At 34.9% G+C, this 16,750-nt stretch carries 17 protein-coding genes; 13 read left to right on the plus strand and 4 right to left on the minus strand.

Features of this window, described 5'->3' with window-relative positions; all coding sequences use genetic code 11:
• Positions 1–391 precede the first annotated feature (391 nt).
• The 3 genes from AAC084_RS20630 to AAC084_RS20640 form a co-directional block, all read right to left on the minus strand.
• Positions 392–979 (minus strand): hypothetical protein, encoded by a 588-nt coding sequence (locus tag AAC084_RS20630; RefSeq protein ID WP_339842186.1) that lies wholly within the window; start codon positions 977–979, stop codon positions 392–394.
• Between the two features lie 409 nt (positions 980–1,388).
• Complete coding sequence (locus tag AAC084_RS20635; protein ID WP_339842187.1) at positions 1,389–1,658, minus strand: helix-turn-helix domain-containing protein; 270 nt, start codon at positions 1,656–1,658, stop codon at positions 1,389–1,391.
• Entirely contained in the window at positions 1,606–2,259 is a 654-nt protein-coding gene (locus AAC084_RS20640) for a cupin domain-containing protein (RefSeq protein WP_339842188.1), read from the minus strand. The genes AAC084_RS20635 and AAC084_RS20640 overlap by 53 nt, the downstream gene beginning before the upstream one ends.
• A 171-nt stretch (positions 2,260–2,430) precedes the next feature.
• Here AAC084_RS20640 and AAC084_RS20645 point away from each other — a divergent pair, with 171 nt between their 5' ends.
• The 10 genes from AAC084_RS20645 to AAC084_RS20690 all read left to right on the plus strand — a co-directional run bounded on the left by AAC084_RS20645 (position 2,431) and on the right by AAC084_RS20690 (position 12,309).
• Positions 2,431–5,925: a PVC-type heme-binding CxxCH protein gene (locus AAC084_RS20645; protein WP_339842189.1), complete on the plus strand. Its 3,495-nt coding sequence runs from the start codon at positions 2,431–2,433 to the stop codon at positions 5,923–5,925.
• 26 nt (positions 5,926–5,951) lie between these two features.
• A complete protein-coding gene (locus AAC084_RS20650; RefSeq protein ID WP_339842190.1) occupies positions 5,952–6,812 on the plus strand; it encodes a sugar phosphate isomerase/epimerase family protein in 861 nt (286 codons plus the stop codon).
• Positions 6,813–6,822: 10 nt separating this feature from the next.
• The gene (locus tag AAC084_RS20655) at positions 6,823–7,953 is read left to right on the plus strand and encodes a Gfo/Idh/MocA family oxidoreductase (RefSeq protein WP_339842191.1); all 1,131 of its coding nucleotides are present in this window, start codon (positions 6,823–6,825) and stop codon (positions 7,951–7,953) included.
• A 209-nt stretch (positions 7,954–8,162) separates the two neighbouring features.
• Positions 8,163–9,485, plus strand: a complete 1,323-nt coding sequence (locus AAC084_RS20660; RefSeq protein WP_339842192.1) for a 2TM domain-containing protein — start codon at positions 8,163–8,165, stop codon at positions 9,483–9,485.
• 23 nt (positions 9,486–9,508) lie between these two features.
• Positions 9,509–9,961, plus strand: a complete 453-nt coding sequence (locus AAC084_RS20665) for a pyridoxamine 5'-phosphate oxidase family protein (protein WP_339842193.1) — start codon at positions 9,509–9,511, stop codon at positions 9,959–9,961.
• A 258-nt stretch (positions 9,962–10,219) separates the two neighbouring features.
• A complete protein-coding gene (locus AAC084_RS20670) occupies positions 10,220–10,504 on the plus strand; it encodes a 2TM domain-containing protein (RefSeq protein WP_339842194.1) in 285 nt (94 codons plus the stop codon).
• Between the two features lie 18 nt (positions 10,505–10,522).
• Positions 10,523–10,813: a 2TM domain-containing protein gene (locus tag AAC084_RS20675; RefSeq protein WP_339842195.1), complete on the plus strand. Its 291-nt coding sequence runs from the start codon at positions 10,523–10,525 to the stop codon at positions 10,811–10,813.
• Entirely contained in the window at positions 10,804–11,142 is a 339-nt protein-coding gene (locus AAC084_RS20680) for a 2TM domain-containing protein (protein ID WP_339842196.1), read from the plus strand. Before AAC084_RS20675 ends, AAC084_RS20680 begins: the two co-directional genes overlap by 10 nt.
• A gap of 1 nt (position 11,143) precedes the next feature.
• Positions 11,144–11,476: a 2TM domain-containing protein gene (locus tag AAC084_RS20685; protein ID WP_339842197.1), complete on the plus strand. Its 333-nt coding sequence runs from the start codon at positions 11,144–11,146 to the stop codon at positions 11,474–11,476.
• Between the two features lie 68 nt (positions 11,477–11,544).
• The gene (locus tag AAC084_RS20690) at positions 11,545–12,309 is read left to right on the plus strand and encodes a LytTR family DNA-binding domain-containing protein (RefSeq protein ID WP_339842198.1); all 765 of its coding nucleotides are present in this window, start codon (positions 11,545–11,547) and stop codon (positions 12,307–12,309) included.
• Positions 12,310–12,342: 33 nt separating this feature from the next.
• Here the strand turns inward: AAC084_RS20690 and AAC084_RS20695 are convergent, their stop codons facing one another.
• Complete coding sequence (locus AAC084_RS20695) at positions 12,343–13,548, minus strand: LETM1-related biofilm-associated protein (protein ID WP_339842199.1); 1,206 nt, start codon at positions 13,546–13,548, stop codon at positions 12,343–12,345.
• Positions 13,549–13,768: 220 nt separating this feature from the next.
• Between AAC084_RS20695 and AAC084_RS20700 the strand changes: the two genes are divergently transcribed.
• The 3 genes from AAC084_RS20700 (at position 13,769) to AAC084_RS20710 (ending at position 16,695) form a co-directional block, all read left to right on the plus strand.
• The gene (locus AAC084_RS20700) at positions 13,769–14,479 is read left to right on the plus strand and encodes a DUF4331 family protein (protein ID WP_339842200.1); all 711 of its coding nucleotides are present in this window, start codon (positions 13,769–13,771) and stop codon (positions 14,477–14,479) included.
• Between the two features lie 22 nt (positions 14,480–14,501).
• Positions 14,502–15,287 (plus strand): DUF4331 family protein, encoded by a 786-nt coding sequence (locus AAC084_RS20705; protein WP_339842201.1) that lies wholly within the window; start codon positions 14,502–14,504, stop codon positions 15,285–15,287.
• Positions 15,288–15,417: 130 nt separating this feature from the next.
• Complete coding sequence (locus tag AAC084_RS20710; protein WP_339842202.1) at positions 15,418–16,695, plus strand: tetratricopeptide repeat protein; 1,278 nt, start codon at positions 15,418–15,420, stop codon at positions 16,693–16,695.
• Positions 16,696–16,750 lie beyond the last annotated feature (55 nt).

Below are 16,750 nucleotides of genomic sequence, written 5' to 3' on the forward strand. Positions count from 1 at the left end.
TAAAGGAAATTAACAAAGTTATTAATAAAGTGTAGGTTGTTGCGCAGTCTGACGGCTAGTATATGAACGTTTTTATATATGGTTTGTTGCGTATTTTAACACGCCTAATTTAGCATATACAAACCCACTATAAAATTCAAAAAGATTTTCATAAGAAGGTTAGAACTAGGAATAAATTATATACGGCTTAAGCAGTTTTTTGCTATTGCAAAATTAGGAAGGCCATATAATGAAACTTAAGTTTCAAGATTACCTAGATAAACAGAAGATAAATACAATGAAAAAAGCTCAAAGAATCTAATTTTTGAATCTATGAGCCTAGAATAATAATGTCTCAGATTAAAGAAGAATTTGTTTGTTTTTTACCTCAGTTCTTAGTTGTAGGTAGTTTTTATTTCCAGATAATTGAAACAACTTTAGAGTCACTATTTTTAATATCCTCCAATGAATATTTCTCTTTATCTGGACCATTATAATTCCCTAGAGACATTTCGTATATTATATTAGAACCTTCTTTGTGTAAATAAATATGATAATGCTCTGTATAAATATACATGTTGGGACGTCTTTTTTCAATATCAGAATACTTCGTTCCAATTTTAATTCCATACTCATCAGATACATTAGATTTTTCATTTATCAATAATTTAGATAATGTCTCATTTTCAGTATTTGGCGTTGTTAATATTGCTTCTGTTCCAATTCTGTAATAAAAATAATTTGGTCCATCTTGTTCTCCAACATTTTTTGATATCTGAAGATTTTTAAAAAGCTTTTCTATCTTTAGTTTATTGAGAATCATTCCTTTTTCTAATTTTAAATCACCTAATGTATTTTCCGTTAAAATTAGCTTGTCAATATTTTCGGATGAATTTATTTCAATTGAAATGGCATCTTTTGCTTTTGTTTTGTCATTCTTTTTACAAGATGAAAAAATGATTAAAATTGATAATATAATTAGAGCTTTTATTGTTCTCATATATGTTTGTAAATGTTCGTTAAGGCAGATAATTTACCAAGTTAAAGGGGCATAGTTTACACCATATTTTGACTTAACCTTATTGATACTTGTTTATTTTTGATATTATTTTTATTAAAGAAACCTAAAAATACGTTTCTAAAAAACACCTTCCAAATGCCCATTCCCATATCCTCTATAGCTACATATTTACCTTTGATTGCTGCAGTTAGATATACCCAATAATATGATTTCCATCTGACAGACCCGTTTTGGCAAATCTTCATTATTTTCACATTGCTCCCATATTCGAATTTAAGTATTCTTTCTGGAAAAGGTCTATTGGAGAAATCATGAATAAATCATGAATAAAAAAATATAGGAATACATGGTTTACGCCATAGTTATGCAACACATTTGTTGGAGTAGATTAATACACCTCGTACTCTTTTTTATAGGTTAGGGGAGTACGCTTGGTAATGGTCTTAAACTGTTTATTGAAGTTAGAAAGGGTTTGAAATCCGCTTTCATAGCAAGCTTGTGAAACATTCGTTTTTTGCTCTATGAGTAATTTACAGGCATGACCAATGCGTATTTCGCTAACAAATTCAGAAAAGGATTTATTCGCATGCAGTTTAAAATACCTACTAAAAGAAGACGGCGTCATATTGGTTAACTGCGCTAAGTCGGTCAGTGGCATTTTTTTTTTTGAAATTCTTCATGACATAGGCGTAGACGCTGAACATACGTTCGGTATCTGCCTCTCGAAGGGTATTCGTGTACCCAGGGCTTGCTAATAAATTATATTCTTTGGTCTGACTGATGAAATCTAATATTTTCAAAAGTTGAAGAATACCTTCAAACCCATCCATATGAATCAGTGCCAACATTAGTTCTTTTAATGTTAAGGCGGTTTGATCAGTAAATTCCATTCCCCTTAAACTTTTATGAAACACTTGTCGCAATCGAATAGCTTCATCTTTTTGCAAAAAGTTTTCTCCTAAAAAATCTTCATGAAAATAGATGACGACACCTTCAGACCATGCAATGTTCTTCTCTTGTTCTTGTTCATTTTCACTACGCCACAGATGAGGTAGGTTTGGTCCTGTAAAAGTGATATCTCCTGCTTTGTATGGTTTTACGCTATCACCAATAAAGCGTGTACCGCTTCCTTTTTGTACTAAAAATAATTGATGTTCTGAGTGAAAATGCCAATGTGGGTCAAAAATAGGCTCGCTTAAAGACCGTGCTAAATAAGCACGGGTTTCAGGTATGGGAGATTTTTGCAAGGCAGATTTCATAAAATCTTAAGAGGGTTTCTGGTTATACTATTCATTGATTTACATGCTAATTTATCAGTTATTTTCAATAATATGAAATAGTATGATAAAATACAGTCGGTATGTGATATGTAAGAGTAAATTTTAAGATGCTATTTTCTGTAATATTGATAGAAGAAAACTACACTCATTATGAAAACCAAATGCTCACCTTTTAAAATAGTGTTTCTACTGTTCCTTCTTGTTGCATGCTCGCCAACCAAAAAAGAACGTGTTGATGATGCGCCTCGCAGAATTGAACTTTTGTTCTTAGGTCACGAAATTGAGCATCATAATTCAAGAGCATATTTTCCCATTTTAGCATCGGCGTTAACCAAAGACGGCATCAATATAACATACACCGAAAAACCATCTGATTTAAACGCTGAGAATCTAGAGTTGTATGACGGACTTATTATATACGCTAATCATGAAGAAATTAGTAAGGACGAGGAAAAAGCGTTATTGGATTTTGTAAAGGAAGGAAAAGCATTTATTCCCCTTCACTCCGCAAGTTTCTGTTTTAAGAATTCACCCGAGTATATAGATTTGGTGGGGGCGCAATTTATGAGTCACGAAACCGGAACCTTCACTGCAGAAATCACAAACAAAGAACATCCTATTACCAAAAATTTAAAACCTTTTGAAACGTGGGACGAAACCTATGTACATGATAAAATAGCTGATGATATTACTGTATTGATGGAACGTGTAGAAGGTGACCATAGAGAACCTTGGAGTTGGGTTAAAGAAGTAGGCGAAGGAAAAGTTTTTTATACAGCCTATGGCCATGATGAGCGTACGTGGGAGAATAAAGGATTTCAAGAGTTAGTGAAAGAAGGTATTCTTTGGGCAGTAGACGACCAGGTTAAAAAGAATTGGGAAGCGTTTATGGTCGATATGCCTACCCTAAAATATGAAGAGCGCGCGAATATACCGAACTATGAAAAGCGTGATCCTGCCCCAAAATATCAATTGCCATTATCGCCTTCAGAATCTAAGAAACTGATACAAGTACCTGCGGGTTTTGATGTAGAATTGTTTGCTTCTGAGCCAGATATTATAAATCCCATTGCTATGAATTGGGATGAAAAAGGTAGGCTTTGGGTTATTGAAACTGTCGATTACCCTAATACCGTTCGTAACGATAATAGTATTGGTGATGATAAGATAAAGATTCTAGAAGATACCGATGGTGATGGTAAGGCTGATAAGGTTACCGTCTTCGCGGATAAATTGAACATACCTACAAGTTTTGTTTTCTATGACGGTGGTATCGTGGTTTCTCAAGCGCCACATTTTATTTTTCTAAAGGATACCAATGGCGATGATAAAGCAGATGTAAAAGAGATTCTTATCGATGGCTGGGGTACGTTTGATACCCATGCAGGGCCATCTAATCTTCAATATGGTATCGATAATAATTTGTACGGCGTTGTAGGATATTCTGGCTTTGAAGGAGACATATTTGGTCAAGGATTTAAATTCAATCAGAATGCATATCGATTTGATCCGAAGCGTAAAACATTTGAAGTGTTGACGAATACCAGTAACAATACATGGGGATTAGGATTAACAGAGGATAATTCCATTTTTGCTTCCACTGCTAATAATACCCATAGTGTATTTGTAGGTATACCGAATGCCAATTTTGAAAATGTAAAGGGAATCGGTACCGATGGTAGTGCAAAAATTGATGGACATTATTTTATGCAACCTATTACTCCGAATGTTAGACAGGTAGATGTCTTTGGAGGATTTACTGCAGCAGCAGGTCACCATTTTTACACCGCAAGAGCATACCCAAGTTCATATTGGAACTCCATTGCATTTGTCTGTGAGCCAACCGGTGGGTTGGTGCACCAAGCACGAATTGTAAAAGACGGAGCCGGTTATGTAGAAGAGGATGCAGGTAATTTATTTGCCTCTTCAGATGAATGGGCTTCACCAGTAGAAGCTAAAACAGGGCCAGATGGTGTGGTTTGGGTAGCAGATTGGTACAATTTCATAGTACAGCATAATCCGACCCCTAATGCAGGGCGAGGTGGCTACGATGCTGAAAACGGAGAAGGTAATGCCTATGTGAATCCATTGCGTGATAAAGGTCACGGTAGAATATGGCGTGTAGTGCCGAAATATGATTACACCTATGAAGCACAACAATTAACAAAAGAAGACCCAGAAGCATTGGTTGAAGCGTTAAGCAGCGATAATCAGTTTTGGAGACTTACGGCCCAAAGATTATTGGTCGAAAGAGGCGATACCGATGTGCTGAACGATTTGTACAAATTAGTGAATAAAAAAGACGTCGATAGTAATGGCTTGAACAATGCAGCAATGCATGCGCTGTGGACCATTGAAGGGCTAGATGCTTTAAAAACCGACAGTAATGCATTTGGGGTGGTGAAAGGAGCTTTGTTTCATAAGGCATCCGCAGTACGTAAAGCAGCTATACAAATGTTGCCAAGAAATGAGGATACAGATGATGCCTTGTTTAAAGCGAATACCTTAAACGATCGCGACCCAAATGTGCAATTGTCTGCCCTCATATATTTTTCAGAACGACCTTCTTCTCAAAAAGTAGGCGCACTTTTATATGACCTTGGTAAGAACGAAGCAGTGTTAAGTGATTTGTGGTTATTTAAGGCTTTGTATGCGGCATCGGCTAAGCATGTAGATGGATACTTAAATGCATTTACTGCAGCGAATCCTGATTACAAAAAACCATCTGACGAGGTTAGCGATATGAGTTCTAATACGTATGATGACACAAATTGGGAAACAATGGAAATTCCTCAATACATGGAAGATGCCGGTTTAGAGATTGATGGGGTAGTTTGGTTTAGAAAAGAAGTGATTGTGCCAGCAAGAATGGCAAATAAAGCAAATTTGTTAGCACTAGGCCCTATTGACGATTCTGATATAACCTATGTCAACGGAGTAGAAGTAGGTAGTATGGCTTCCAGTTTTAGTTCTAACAGAAACTATGATATTCCTGTTGGGGTATTAAAGGAAGGTAAAAATACGATTGCTGTAAGGGTAGAAGATACTGGTGGTGAAGGTGGTATTTATGGAAATTTTTGGCAGCTGTATGTACAATCTGGAGAAGAAATGATTAGAATACATGGCATTTGGAAATATAAAGTAGAAAAAGATTATACGAATCAAGTAAAGAAAACCTACTCAAATTCTGATATAGCAACACTTTTAATGAAATATTATGGTGCAGACGCTGATGAATCTTCAGAGTTAAAAACAGAAGAAGTTTCGAACGCAAAAGTTATTACGATTAAAACAATCACCAATGAAATGAAATATGATGTCACCAAGTTTGAAGTTAAAGCTGGTGAGCAAGTAGAATTGGTTTTAGAGAATCCAGATTTTATGCAGCATAATTTGGTCATTACCAAACCAGGTAAGAAAGAAGCAGTAGGTACAGCAGCCGATAAAATGGCAGCGGATCCAAATGAGGCAGACCTTAATTATGTGCCACAAACTAGTGATGTGTTGTTTGCTACAGCATTACTAAATCCTGATGATACGTATACATTGAAATTCAAGGCTCCAACAACTCCGGGCGAGTATCCGTTTATATGTACGTTTCCAGGGCATTGGCGCATTATGCAAGGGGTAATGATTGTCAAGTAAATTCAAACGAGTTAGCACGAGATTAAATGAGCAATAAAATAGATTTTGGGGTAAGTACATGGTTGTGGCAATCTCCATTCACAACTAATAGTATCGACCTTTTTCCGAAAATTAAAGAATTGGGGTATGACCTTGTAGAGATACCTGTAGAGGATCCACTTTTAATAGATGCAATAGAAATTAAAAAAGCCCTTATAGATAATGATTTAAAGGTTTCTGTGTGTGGTGCTTTTGGCCCTGGTAAAGACCTTACGCATAACGACTCAAAAATACATAGACAATGTTTTGATTATTTAGAACAATGTTTTGAATTATGTAATATTTGGGGTGTAGATTTTTTGGCCGGCCCCATGTATTCAGCAGTAGGTAAGGCGCGTATGGTTTCAATAGATAAGCGTAAGGTTGAATGGGATTTGGCGGTGACGAACCTACATAAAGTATGTATTATGGCCTATGCCCATGACCTTTCAATTGCACTAGAACCATTAAACAGATTTGAGTCTGATATGGTTAATACAGCTGATGATGTTATGCGCCTAGTAAACGACATCAATCATGCTTCTGCACGTGTATTATTAGATGGTTTTCATATGACCATCGAAGAAAAGAATATTAGAGAAGCCATAAATACTGTTGGCGATAAATTAATTCATGTGCAGGTTTCTGAAAACCATAGGGGTGTGCCTGGTACAGGACTTACACCTTGGAAGGATTTTAAGCTAGGTCTTGATGATATAAATTATAGCGGAGGCTTGGTTATTGAAAGCTTTACCCCAGATATAAAAGAATTGGCCGCGGCAGTTTGTATTTGGAAAACTATGGCCAAAAGTCAATATGAATTTGCCCAAAAAGGATTAGCATTTTTAAAACAAACGTTTAACGATTAAGAGATATAGAATGAGCGAGAAGAAAATAAGAATAGCTATAGTAGGACTTGGTTTTGGGGCGGAGTTTATACCCATATATAAAAAGCACCCTAATGCAGAATTGGTTGCTGTTTGTCAAAGAAACAAAGAAAAGTTAAATGAGATTGCAGATGTTTTTGACATCGCAAAAAGATATACTTCTTATGAGGAATTGTTGAAAGATGATGAGATAGATGCGGTGCATATTAATACACCGATTCCCAATCATGGCAAACAATCTATTCAAGCACTTAAAGCAGGTAAGCATGTTGCATGTACCGTTCCTATGGCCACCACAGTTGATGAATGCAGACAGATTGTAGCACTTACCGAGAAAACCGGACTTACCTATATGATGATGGAAACAGTAGTATATGCTAGGGAGTTTCTATTTATGAAAGAGTTATATGATAATGGTGAATTGGGTAAGGTTCAATTTTTAAAATCCAGTAATCAACAAGATATGGACGGATGGCCTAATTACTGGCCAGGGCTACCACCAATGCATTACGCGACCCATTGTGTTGGGCCTGTACTTGGTTTGACCAGAGATGAGGCGGAGTATGTTTCGTGTTTTGGTTCGGGTACTATTCGAGAAGAACTGATAAAAGAATACAACTCCCCATATGCCGTTGAAACAACCCATATTAAATTCAGAAATTCAGATTTAAGTGCCCAAGTGTATCGTTCTTTGTTTGATGTGGCGCGCCAGTATAGAGAAAGTTTTGAAGTGTATGGTTCTAAAAAATCTGTAGAATGGCCTTTAATTGAAGGCAAGCCATTGGTAGTGCATACGGCTAAGAAACCTGAATCAGAAATACCGGAGGAAGTAGAGAGTCCAGATTTCGCAAAGTTATTACCAAAGGAGATTCAATCTTTTACGACCCATGGTGTTTACGATGAAGGCGACAATCAGCATTTGTCATTTACCCAAGGAGCTGGTCATGGAGGGTCTCATCCACATTTGGTGCATGCCTTTGTTGACAGTTTGGTCAAGGGTACATCACCATACCCGAATGCAAAGCAATCTGCAAACATTACATGTGTGGGTATATTATCACATGAATCGGCAGAAAAAGGAGGAGAAATTATAAAATTACCAGAGTTTACTTTTTCAAAATAGAAACCAACCAACCTTTATATATACTGTGAATTACAGTTCGGATGTCTTAATTGACATTTCGGACTGTAATTTTTTTTATACCGAAGCGAATAGCTCAAATTCGCTATTAAGGCGTCCTTCGATTATTGATTTCACAGTTGTTAAAGGAAATCCCTAATTTTAAGCACCAGAAGGTAGTATTTAGCAATTCGAACAAAAGGGTATAATGAATGGGTAGTTTTTTAAAGGTTTTAAGAGCGAGTATCATCATCACTTTAATTATGGTGATATTTCGATTGTTATTTGCAGATTGGAATACCATAACCCTTTATAGAGAACTCCAATTTACAGGGGTTAGCTTTATTTATGCCTTTGTACTTACTTGTGTAAATGCCTATTTCAACCAATATATATCAAAGATTTATAGTTGGGACAAGCAGACCAAAAAGCGATTATGGTATGGTGCTTTGGGATCTATTGTCTTAACCGTATTTGCATTTGCAGTAGTTCGGTGGTTTACAGAGGTGGTACTTTTTGGAATGGATTTTAATAAATTTATCGCCACAGAAAAAGCGGAGTATTACGTAATCGCATTGGCAATCACTTTAATAGTTTCGCTATTTCTACACGCATTCTACTTCTACAAAGCGTTACAAGACACCAAGGTTAAAGAGCAAAAAATAATTGCTGGTTCAGCTTCTGCTAAATTCGATGCTTTAAAAAATCAGCTAGATCCTCATTTTTTATTCAATAGCTTAAATGTGTTGACCAGTTTAATTGAGGAAGACCCTATTCAGGCACAAAAATTTACAACCTCGCTATCTAAAGTATATCGATATGTGTTAGAACAGAAAAGTAAAAATCTAATTTCTGTAGATGAAGAACTACAGTTTGCGAGGACTTATGTACGCCTATTGAAAATGCGCTTCGAGGACAGTATAATATTTGAAATTCCTGATGAGGCGTTAAATCCTGAGGCTAAAATAGTACCATTATCTCTTCAGTTATTATTAGAGAATGCCGTTAAGCATAATGTGGTAACATCCTCTAAACCATTACATATAAAGATTTATGAAGAGGATGATTATTTATATGTAACCAATAATTTACAAGAGAAGCAAGTTGTAAAGAAAAGTAGTGGTGTAGGCTTACAGAATATACGCCAGCGCTATGCAATTCTAACTAAGAAAGAAATGCAAATTTTTAAAACTGCGAAAGAGTTTAAAGTACGTTTACCGATGTTGACCAATGTTATTGCTTTTAGGGAGACTCAGGAGACTCATATTAGTGCGAAACGGTATGAGAAAGCAAAGGAGAGGGTAGAGGCCATTAAAGGTTTCTATGGTAATCTTGTGGCGTATTGTATCGTAATTCCTGTTTTGGCCTATATAAATTATAGAACAACTAGTTTTACATGGGTGATTTTTCCAGCTTTAGGTTGGGGTTTTGGTTTGTTGGGCCATGGCCTAAAAGCATATGGGTACAACCCACTTTTCGGTAAGAATTGGGAAGAAAAGAAAATTAGGGAGTTCATGGAAAAGGATAACTTCTAATTGATATTTAAAGCTGAAAAGTAATGAACCTAACAGCGGAGATTAAAGATTCAATAAACACAAGCGTGCTGTGTTGGCTCGCAACATCATCTGCTGAAAACATACCAAATGTTTCTCCTAAAGAGATTTTTAGCTATTTCGGAGAGGAGTGTATTATAATAGTAAATATTGCATCACCACAAACTGTTCGGAATATAAAACAGAACGAGAATGTCTGTATTAGCTTTATTGACATTTTAAAACAAAAAGGCTTTCAATTGAAAGGAACGGCTAAAATAATTGAGAAATCATCTTCAGAATTTTCTATAATGGAAAACATTTTGACATTGCTGACCGATGGTAAATTTCCGTTTGCTACCATCACAAAAATTAACGTTAGCGCTGCTAAGCCTATTATTGCGCCTAAATACATGCTGTATCCTGATACAACAGAAGTGGAGCAAATTGAAAGTGCGAAGAAGGCGTATGGTATTTAACGCGTAAAAAAAATTTCTTCGAGTGATTGTAATCCAAAGTGAAACAACAGTAAAGCGCGACTGTCGAAAGGCTGGTATTATGAGCTATTCGGAATACGTAAAGTCAATTATACTCACATAATTTATAAGAGAAGTAGTTAAACCTACAATTCAGTCATTAAAAGTTACAACTGGGTAGTTCAATTTTTTAAAACCAAGAGTATCTACCGAAATTTGAGGTATAGAAATCAAATAGTAGTAACTTAAAATATCTTAAAGATGGAATCAAATTTTACAAACGACCAAAATTATAAATATCAAAAAGCAAAAAAAAAGGTAGGAGCTATTAAAGGTTTCTATGGTAATTTATTGGCGTATTGCATTGTAATACCAGTTTTAGCGTATATCAATTATAGAACAACTAGTTTTCCTTGGGCAATATTTCCTGCATTAGGATGGGGATTTGGTTTGCTGATGAACGGTCTTTGTGCATATGGTTACAATCCGCTATTCGGAAAAAATTGGGAAGAAAGAAAGATCAAGGAATTCATGAAAGAATCATAATTTATAAAACAAGAAGTCATGGATAGCACAAAATACTTAAAAGCACAAGAGCGAGTAAACGAAATAAAGATGTTTTATGGAAAGGTATCATCAGCATTATTCACCATTGTAATTGTTGCCTCCATAAACTATTATTTAAATGAATGGCAGCATCCTTGGTTTCTGTGGGTTGTATTCGGATTAGGAATCAGCTTATTTATAAAAGCAAATAAAATCTTTAACTTGAATCCGTTTATTAACCGAGATTGGGAAGAGCGAAAGATTCAAGAATTTATGAAACAAGAAGAAAATACAAAACGATGGAGTTAAACGAATTTGAACAATCAGATAAATTAGCTAGAGCAGAAAAGCAAGTAAAGGAATTAAAGGGATTCTATATTCACCTTTTAGTCTATATCTTGGTGAATGCTTTCATATGCACGATTACCACTATGGCAAGAATGAGTAGCGGGGAATCTTTTAGCGAGGCATTTTTTAACTTAGGAACGCTGTCAACTCCTTTTTTCTGGGGAATAGGGTTGGCTTTTCACGCGGCAAAAGTGTTTAATTATAGTCCGTTTTTTTCAAAAGATTGGGAAGAAAGACAAATAAAGAAATACGTTGAGCAGGAAAAGAAAGAAGCAGATAAGTATAGATAATATGGAAAAGAATCTAGAGTTTGAAGACCGCAAAGAGATGAAAAATAGTGTATTGTCTAAATATGAACGAGCAAAAATAAAGGTGGCTTCCATTAGGGGTTTTTACTATCACGCCATAGTTTTTGTTATTATAAACCTCATGCTATATGTATTAAGACATAAATTCACTTTTATTCTGATTAATAAAAATGCACTCGGTAATCCTGAATTTTTAGAGTGGATTGATTGGAATGTATTTGGTACCACCATAGTTTGGGGAGTAATACTTGCTATACATGGAATTAAAGTACTTGGCGAGTTTTCTTTATACGTAAGAATTTGGGAAGAACGCTAAATTCAAAAGTATATGAATTCGAATAGCAACTAGATATTAATAACGTACTGAAAGTATAAAACCAAACCATGAAAACTATAATAATTGAAGATGAAAAACCTGCTGCTCGCAGATTAAGTAGAATGTTAGAGAGTTTAGATTTAAAGGTATCTACAATGCTACATTCAGTAGAAGAGGCGATAAATTGGTTTCAGAATAATGAGCATCCTGATCTTATCTTTTTAGATATTCAATTGTCTGACGGACTCTCTTTCGAAATATTCGATATTATTGAAGTGCATAGTGCCATTATATTTACCACTGCTTTTGATGAATACGCCTTACAGGCCTTTAAATTAAATAGTATTGATTATCTATTAAAACCTATAGATGATGAAGATTTAGAGCATGCGGTACATAAATATCAAACACGATTTAAATCGGTAACAGCACCCAATAAGATAGCTTTAGATTTTGAGGATATTAAAAAATTATTGGTAAACCCTTTAGAGCGTGAATACAAAAAACGTTTTACGGCTAAAGTCGGTCAGCATATAAAAATAATTAATTCTGAAGATGTAGAGTGTTTCTACAGTGAGAATAAAGGAACCTATGCCGCAACTAAAGACGGACGAAATTATTTGTTAGATACTACCTTAGAACAACTAGAAGATGAGTTAAAACCACAGGTATTTTTTAGGGTAAGTAGAAAGTTCTTTGTTAATATAAATTATATTAAAGACATTATTTCATATACAAATTCAAGACTTCAAATTAAATTGAATAATAACCCACAGCTTGAGATAATTGTAAGTCGGGAAAAGGTGAAAGACTTTAAGCTTTGGTTAGAGTAGTTTATTTAAATTACTGTAAATCAATAAGTTAATTTAATCATCTTTTGATTTTTCTTCTACATCAATTCTGTTTTCATCAAAAGCAGAGGGTAATAATTTAGGAATAAGTTTAATGAAAATAGGGAGTAATATAGCGCCCCCGGGCAGAATAAAAATAGCTAAAGAAGGTATACTTTTAAAAATATCTATTAGTTGATTTTGAACCTTTTTCTTTTCTTCTCGGTTTAGATCTCTAACTGTAGATTTTGTTAGTAAAGCAACTAATTCGGCACTTTGTGATAGTTCTTTATGCAATCGCTTGCTATTTCGTAGAATAAGTTTCTTTACAATCTTACCCATACTATCGTAAAATTGATGCGCAAGGTTCTTTTCCTTTAAGTAGGGTATGGTATCAAGGTTTAGCTTGAAAAACTCTGTAACATGCATTATAGAATTGGCTATGAGTTGATTTTCAATCCCTAAGTCCTTTCCAATTCCGAATATAAATTCAGATTCGGTATAATCTAATGAGTGATCTTCCCAAACCGTTAGACAAGCCATATCTAGTAGATAACGATTTTCCCAAATTTCTTTATTTGCTAACAACCTGTCACGATAAGAACCATCAAATTTATTTTCAGCGCAATTTATATAAGTTAAAGACGATGCCAATAGTTGAGAAAGTTTATTGTCTTTTCTGTTTTTTTCTTTGGAACTAAGTGCGTGATAGGTAATATTAATGGCTAGATATTCTATTTTTTCTGCCTTTGTTTTCAAATCTTCGATACCATTTAAATAGTGTTTAAATAGCAAAACATCTATAAATAATAAGGAGTTCGTAATTAGACTATTAAAGGTCTTGCTAAAAATGTTGTCTTCTATATAAATTCGTGAAGCCATTAACTTTTCGAGCTTTGCAGAAGTTTTGTTACCCGTAAATAGCTTACCGAAGAAACCCGATGTATTGATTTTTAATACCTCATAAAATTTATAGACCTGTTCTACAAAGTCGGTAAAATCGTCACCGCCTTTTATGATATAGGTAAAATAAAGGGCATTAAGTAAATTGATTTTAGCTTTTTCATCTTCAGACATGATATGCTCAGGATGAATAAAATCGGGTATTCCTGAATTTAATCCATATACGAAGCCACTCTTTTTCAGAGTATCATATAAGGCGTCGAAATTGGGGAAAGCATTTTGGTGTTTTTGAACGACCGAGCCATATTTTTCTATCCAACCAGAGGCAGACGGGTTCATATCTAAATAGTTTATCGCTGCAAAGTTAGCTAATTATTGTTTTACGCTTAACGTAATCATATTTATAAAAGGTTAGCTCTTCTATTTAATATCGTTTTTAATCAGCGACTATTTGAAAATGAAAACGATAAAAATAAATTTCAATATTTTTTTTATAAAAATGAACCTTTCTTTTTTTGCTGCGTAAGTAGGGGTGATTCTAATCTAAAAAAAAAGAATAATGAAAAAATCAAAATTATTTATGGGACTTGGGGCATTAGCTCTAGTAGGAGTTCTTTTAGTTGCGGCTGATCATATTGATGCGCCTGGTTCTATGGGGACCTCGGCAGACATTGCCGATTTTTATGCCTTTGAACCATCACTTGGTTCAGATAACACCGTATTTGCGGTAGACCTTCAATCTAATGTATTGCCAGATCTGGCTTACGGTACATTTGACGAGAATGTATTATTGGAAATCAATATCGATAAAGATGGTGATTTGGTTGAAGATTTAGTAATACAAGCAATACCAAGAGATGGTAAAATGTATTTCTTCGGTCCGGTTGCACCAAGTGAAACAGGTTTGAACGGTACAGTTATGATGGACTCGCCTTTAGGTTCGGTAGCTATTTCTGCCGAAACGGCCATCGTTGAAACAACGAGTACTGGAGTGTCTCTTTTTGCAGGACCACGACAAGATGCTTTTTTCTTTGACTTCTTTCAATTTAACGCTGTAATAGGTGGTGAAGCTCCATTAGGTTTTAAACCAGCTGGTGACCCTGCTACTACTGACGATGATGATACGACTGCTGTTGATACTTTCGATGGTGCCAACACCATGTCTATTGTTATTGAAATTCCAAACAGCCTATTAGGAGAAACAACTGCCGTTAATGTTTTACAATTACCAGTTTATAAAACATGGGTAACTACAAATGTTAAACAATAATAACCTTATAAATAAAATTAAGATGAAATTTAAAAATATAAAATATACATTTTTATCAGTATGTGCAGTAGCTGGATTAGCTTCTTGTAACAATGATGATGATAATACACCAATAGTAGTGACTCCGACATGTGATGATGGCATTATGAACGGTGATGAAACAGGCGTTGATTGTGGTGGTACTTGTACGCCATGCGAAGAGGCTATGGAACTAGATTTTACAGGTATATACGCTCAAGTAGATTTTATGGGTAGACCAGGAATTAATACGGTATTGAGTGCAGACGGAGAAATTAAAAATTCTCATAACATGTCAATTCCTTCAGAAATGCAAGCAACTTTTCAAGCAGCTTTTGAAGCTAGATTAGAAGCATATCATGATGTTTACGCAACTATTTTAGGAGCTGATCCTGCTGCGGTAAACTTTGAGCCAAATATTTTGGGCGATATATTGAATGGTCCTTCTGATGATGGTTATACGAACAACCCTGTAACAGCAACCGTTTTAACTACAGTTTTATCTAATGACGTATTAGAGGTTGCTCCAAACTTACCAACTACGTATTTCAATGGTGGTAGTGGAGCTCCAAATTATGAAGGTGCAGTCGGTTTAACAGGAAGAACTCCTCAAGACGATGTTATTGATGTTTCATTGATATTATTATTTGGTGGTGGCGATGGTGCAAGATTCAGCGGTCAAGATACCGATAACGATGGTATGGCAGATTTACCAAGATTAACTTCAGATGGCGTTGGGCTAACCGCTACTGTAGGTACTACATTCCCATACTTGGGTTCACCAGAATAAGAAGTTGCCTTCACCTTATAGATATTAATTAATCGGTAAGACTGGCACACCCTAATTGCTTATGAAAGAGAAGGGTTAGGGGAGTTGAAAAGCTCCCCTTTTTTTAACAATCCGAATAAAACACAACCTAATGAAATTAATAAAGCTATTCATAGTATTGATACTGGTATCCTCTTGTGGTACTAAAAATCAGGATGCAGTTGCTCAAAAAAATGATTACGAAAAGTATTTAGTTTCTAAAGAAGTAGAAACATCATCAAAGTATTTTGACCTGTGGAATTCTAAAATTAGACCCGATAGCATGCAGCTTACTAGTTTTGGCATTGTAGGAGGTGAATACAATCGATATTTTCAACAAACCGGGAATATTGAATTTTTAAAGAAAGCTGAAAAGAGTCTTAAGAAAGCAGTCGATATAGCCAATGTAGGTAGACCTGGTTATTATAGAGCATTGGCAAGAAATTATATTTCTCAGCATCGTTTTAGAGAAGCGTTGACATTAGCAGATTCTGCTGCTACAATTGGTGGAGATAAGAGTGAAGCACAAAGCTTGTATTTTGATGTGCATATGGAGTTGGGTAACTATCAACTTGCCGAAAAATATTTAGATAGTTTAAAAAACATGTCCGATTTCGGTTATATGATACGTTTAGCAAAATGGAACGATTATAAAGGAGATTTAGACACAACTATCAATTTTATGGAAATGGCCAAGGCGAAGGCTGAATCAGCTAAAAATAAAGAATTGATGTTATGGAGCTATACCAATTTAGGCGATTATTATGGTCATGCAGGTAGAATAAAAGATTCATACAATCAATATTTAAAGGCTTTAGAAATTGATTCTAATAATGCATATGCCAAAAAAGGTATTGCGTGGATTGTATTCTCAAATGATAAGAATGCGGTTGAAGCTATTCGAATATTAGATTCAGTAACCAAAACATATAATGCACCAGATTACTTTTTACTTAAAGCTGAAATAGCAGATTTTATGGGTGATGACTTAATTCGCACAAAAAATTTAGACCAATATTTTACAAGGGTAAAAAACGAAATGTATGGTGATATGTATAATGCGTACAATTTAGGACTATATATAGATGAAACTAAGCAGTATGATAAGGCGTTATTACTGGCTCAAATAGAGGTTGATAATAGACCAACGCCAGAATCATATAGCTGGTTAGCATATAGCTATCTGAAAAATGGAGAAATAAGTAAAGCTCTTGAAATTATGGATACCTATGTTTATGGTAAAACATTTGAACCAGCATTAATGTTCCAAGCAGCTGAGGTGTATAAGACAAATGGTGAAGAAGAAAAAGTTAAAGAGTTAAAAATAGAATTAATGGGTGCCCTTTATGAGTTAGGGCCCAATATGGAAAAGCAAGTCCATGATTTGTAATTGATTGCCCAATTATATTCATTTCTGGTTTGTTTTAGGTTGGATTGTTTTTTTT

Source organism: uncultured Maribacter sp. (assembly GCF_963977385.1).
In the GTDB taxonomy this organism is placed as follows: Bacteria; Bacteroidota; Bacteroidia; order Flavobacteriales; family Flavobacteriaceae; genus Maribacter.

Bases quoted from the DNA above. Each gene is read 5' to 3' on its own strand.
- AAC084_RS20640 (WP_339842188.1), bottom strand. From the start codon at position 2,259: ATGAAATCTGCCTTGCAAAAATCTCCCATACCTGAAACCCGTGCTTAT.
- AAC084_RS20700 (WP_339842200.1), top strand. From the start codon at position 13,769: ATGAAAAAATCAAAATTATTTATGGGACTTGGGGCATTAGCTCTAGTA.
- AAC084_RS20670 (WP_339842194.1), top strand. From the start codon at position 10,220: ATGGAATCAAATTTTACAAACGACCAAAATTATAAATATCAAAAAGCA.
- AAC084_RS20660 (WP_339842192.1), top strand. From the start codon at position 8,163: ATGGGTAGTTTTTTAAAGGTTTTAAGAGCGAGTATCATCATCACTTTA.
- AAC084_RS20645 (WP_339842189.1), top strand. From the start codon at position 2,431: ATGAAAACCAAATGCTCACCTTTTAAAATAGTGTTTCTACTGTTCCTT.
- AAC084_RS20710 (WP_339842202.1), top strand. From the start codon at position 15,418: ATGAAATTAATAAAGCTATTCATAGTATTGATACTGGTATCCTCTTGT.
- AAC084_RS20685 (WP_339842197.1), top strand. From the start codon at position 11,144: ATGGAAAAGAATCTAGAGTTTGAAGACCGCAAAGAGATGAAAAATAGT.
- AAC084_RS20635 (WP_339842187.1), bottom strand. From the start codon at position 1,658: ATGCCACTGACCGACTTAGCGCAGTTAACCAATATGACGCCGTCTTCT.
- AAC084_RS20630 (WP_339842186.1), bottom strand. From the start codon at position 979: ATGAGAACAATAAAAGCTCTAATTATATTATCAATTTTAATCATTTTT.
- AAC084_RS20655 (WP_339842191.1), top strand. From the start codon at position 6,823: ATGAGCGAGAAGAAAATAAGAATAGCTATAGTAGGACTTGGTTTTGGG.
- AAC084_RS20675 (WP_339842195.1), top strand. From the start codon at position 10,523: ATGGATAGCACAAAATACTTAAAAGCACAAGAGCGAGTAAACGAAATA.
- AAC084_RS20650 (WP_339842190.1), top strand. From the start codon at position 5,952: ATGAGCAATAAAATAGATTTTGGGGTAAGTACATGGTTGTGGCAATCT.
- AAC084_RS20665 (WP_339842193.1), top strand. From the start codon at position 9,509: ATGAACCTAACAGCGGAGATTAAAGATTCAATAAACACAAGCGTGCTG.
- AAC084_RS20680 (WP_339842196.1), top strand. From the start codon at position 10,804: ATGGAGTTAAACGAATTTGAACAATCAGATAAATTAGCTAGAGCAGAA.
- AAC084_RS20695 (WP_339842199.1), bottom strand. From the start codon at position 13,548: ATGAACCCGTCTGCCTCTGGTTGGATAGAAAAATATGGCTCGGTCGTT.
- AAC084_RS20690 (WP_339842198.1), top strand. From the start codon at position 11,545: ATGAAAACTATAATAATTGAAGATGAAAAACCTGCTGCTCGCAGATTA.
- AAC084_RS20705 (WP_339842201.1), top strand. From the start codon at position 14,502: ATGAAATTTAAAAATATAAAATATACATTTTTATCAGTATGTGCAGTA.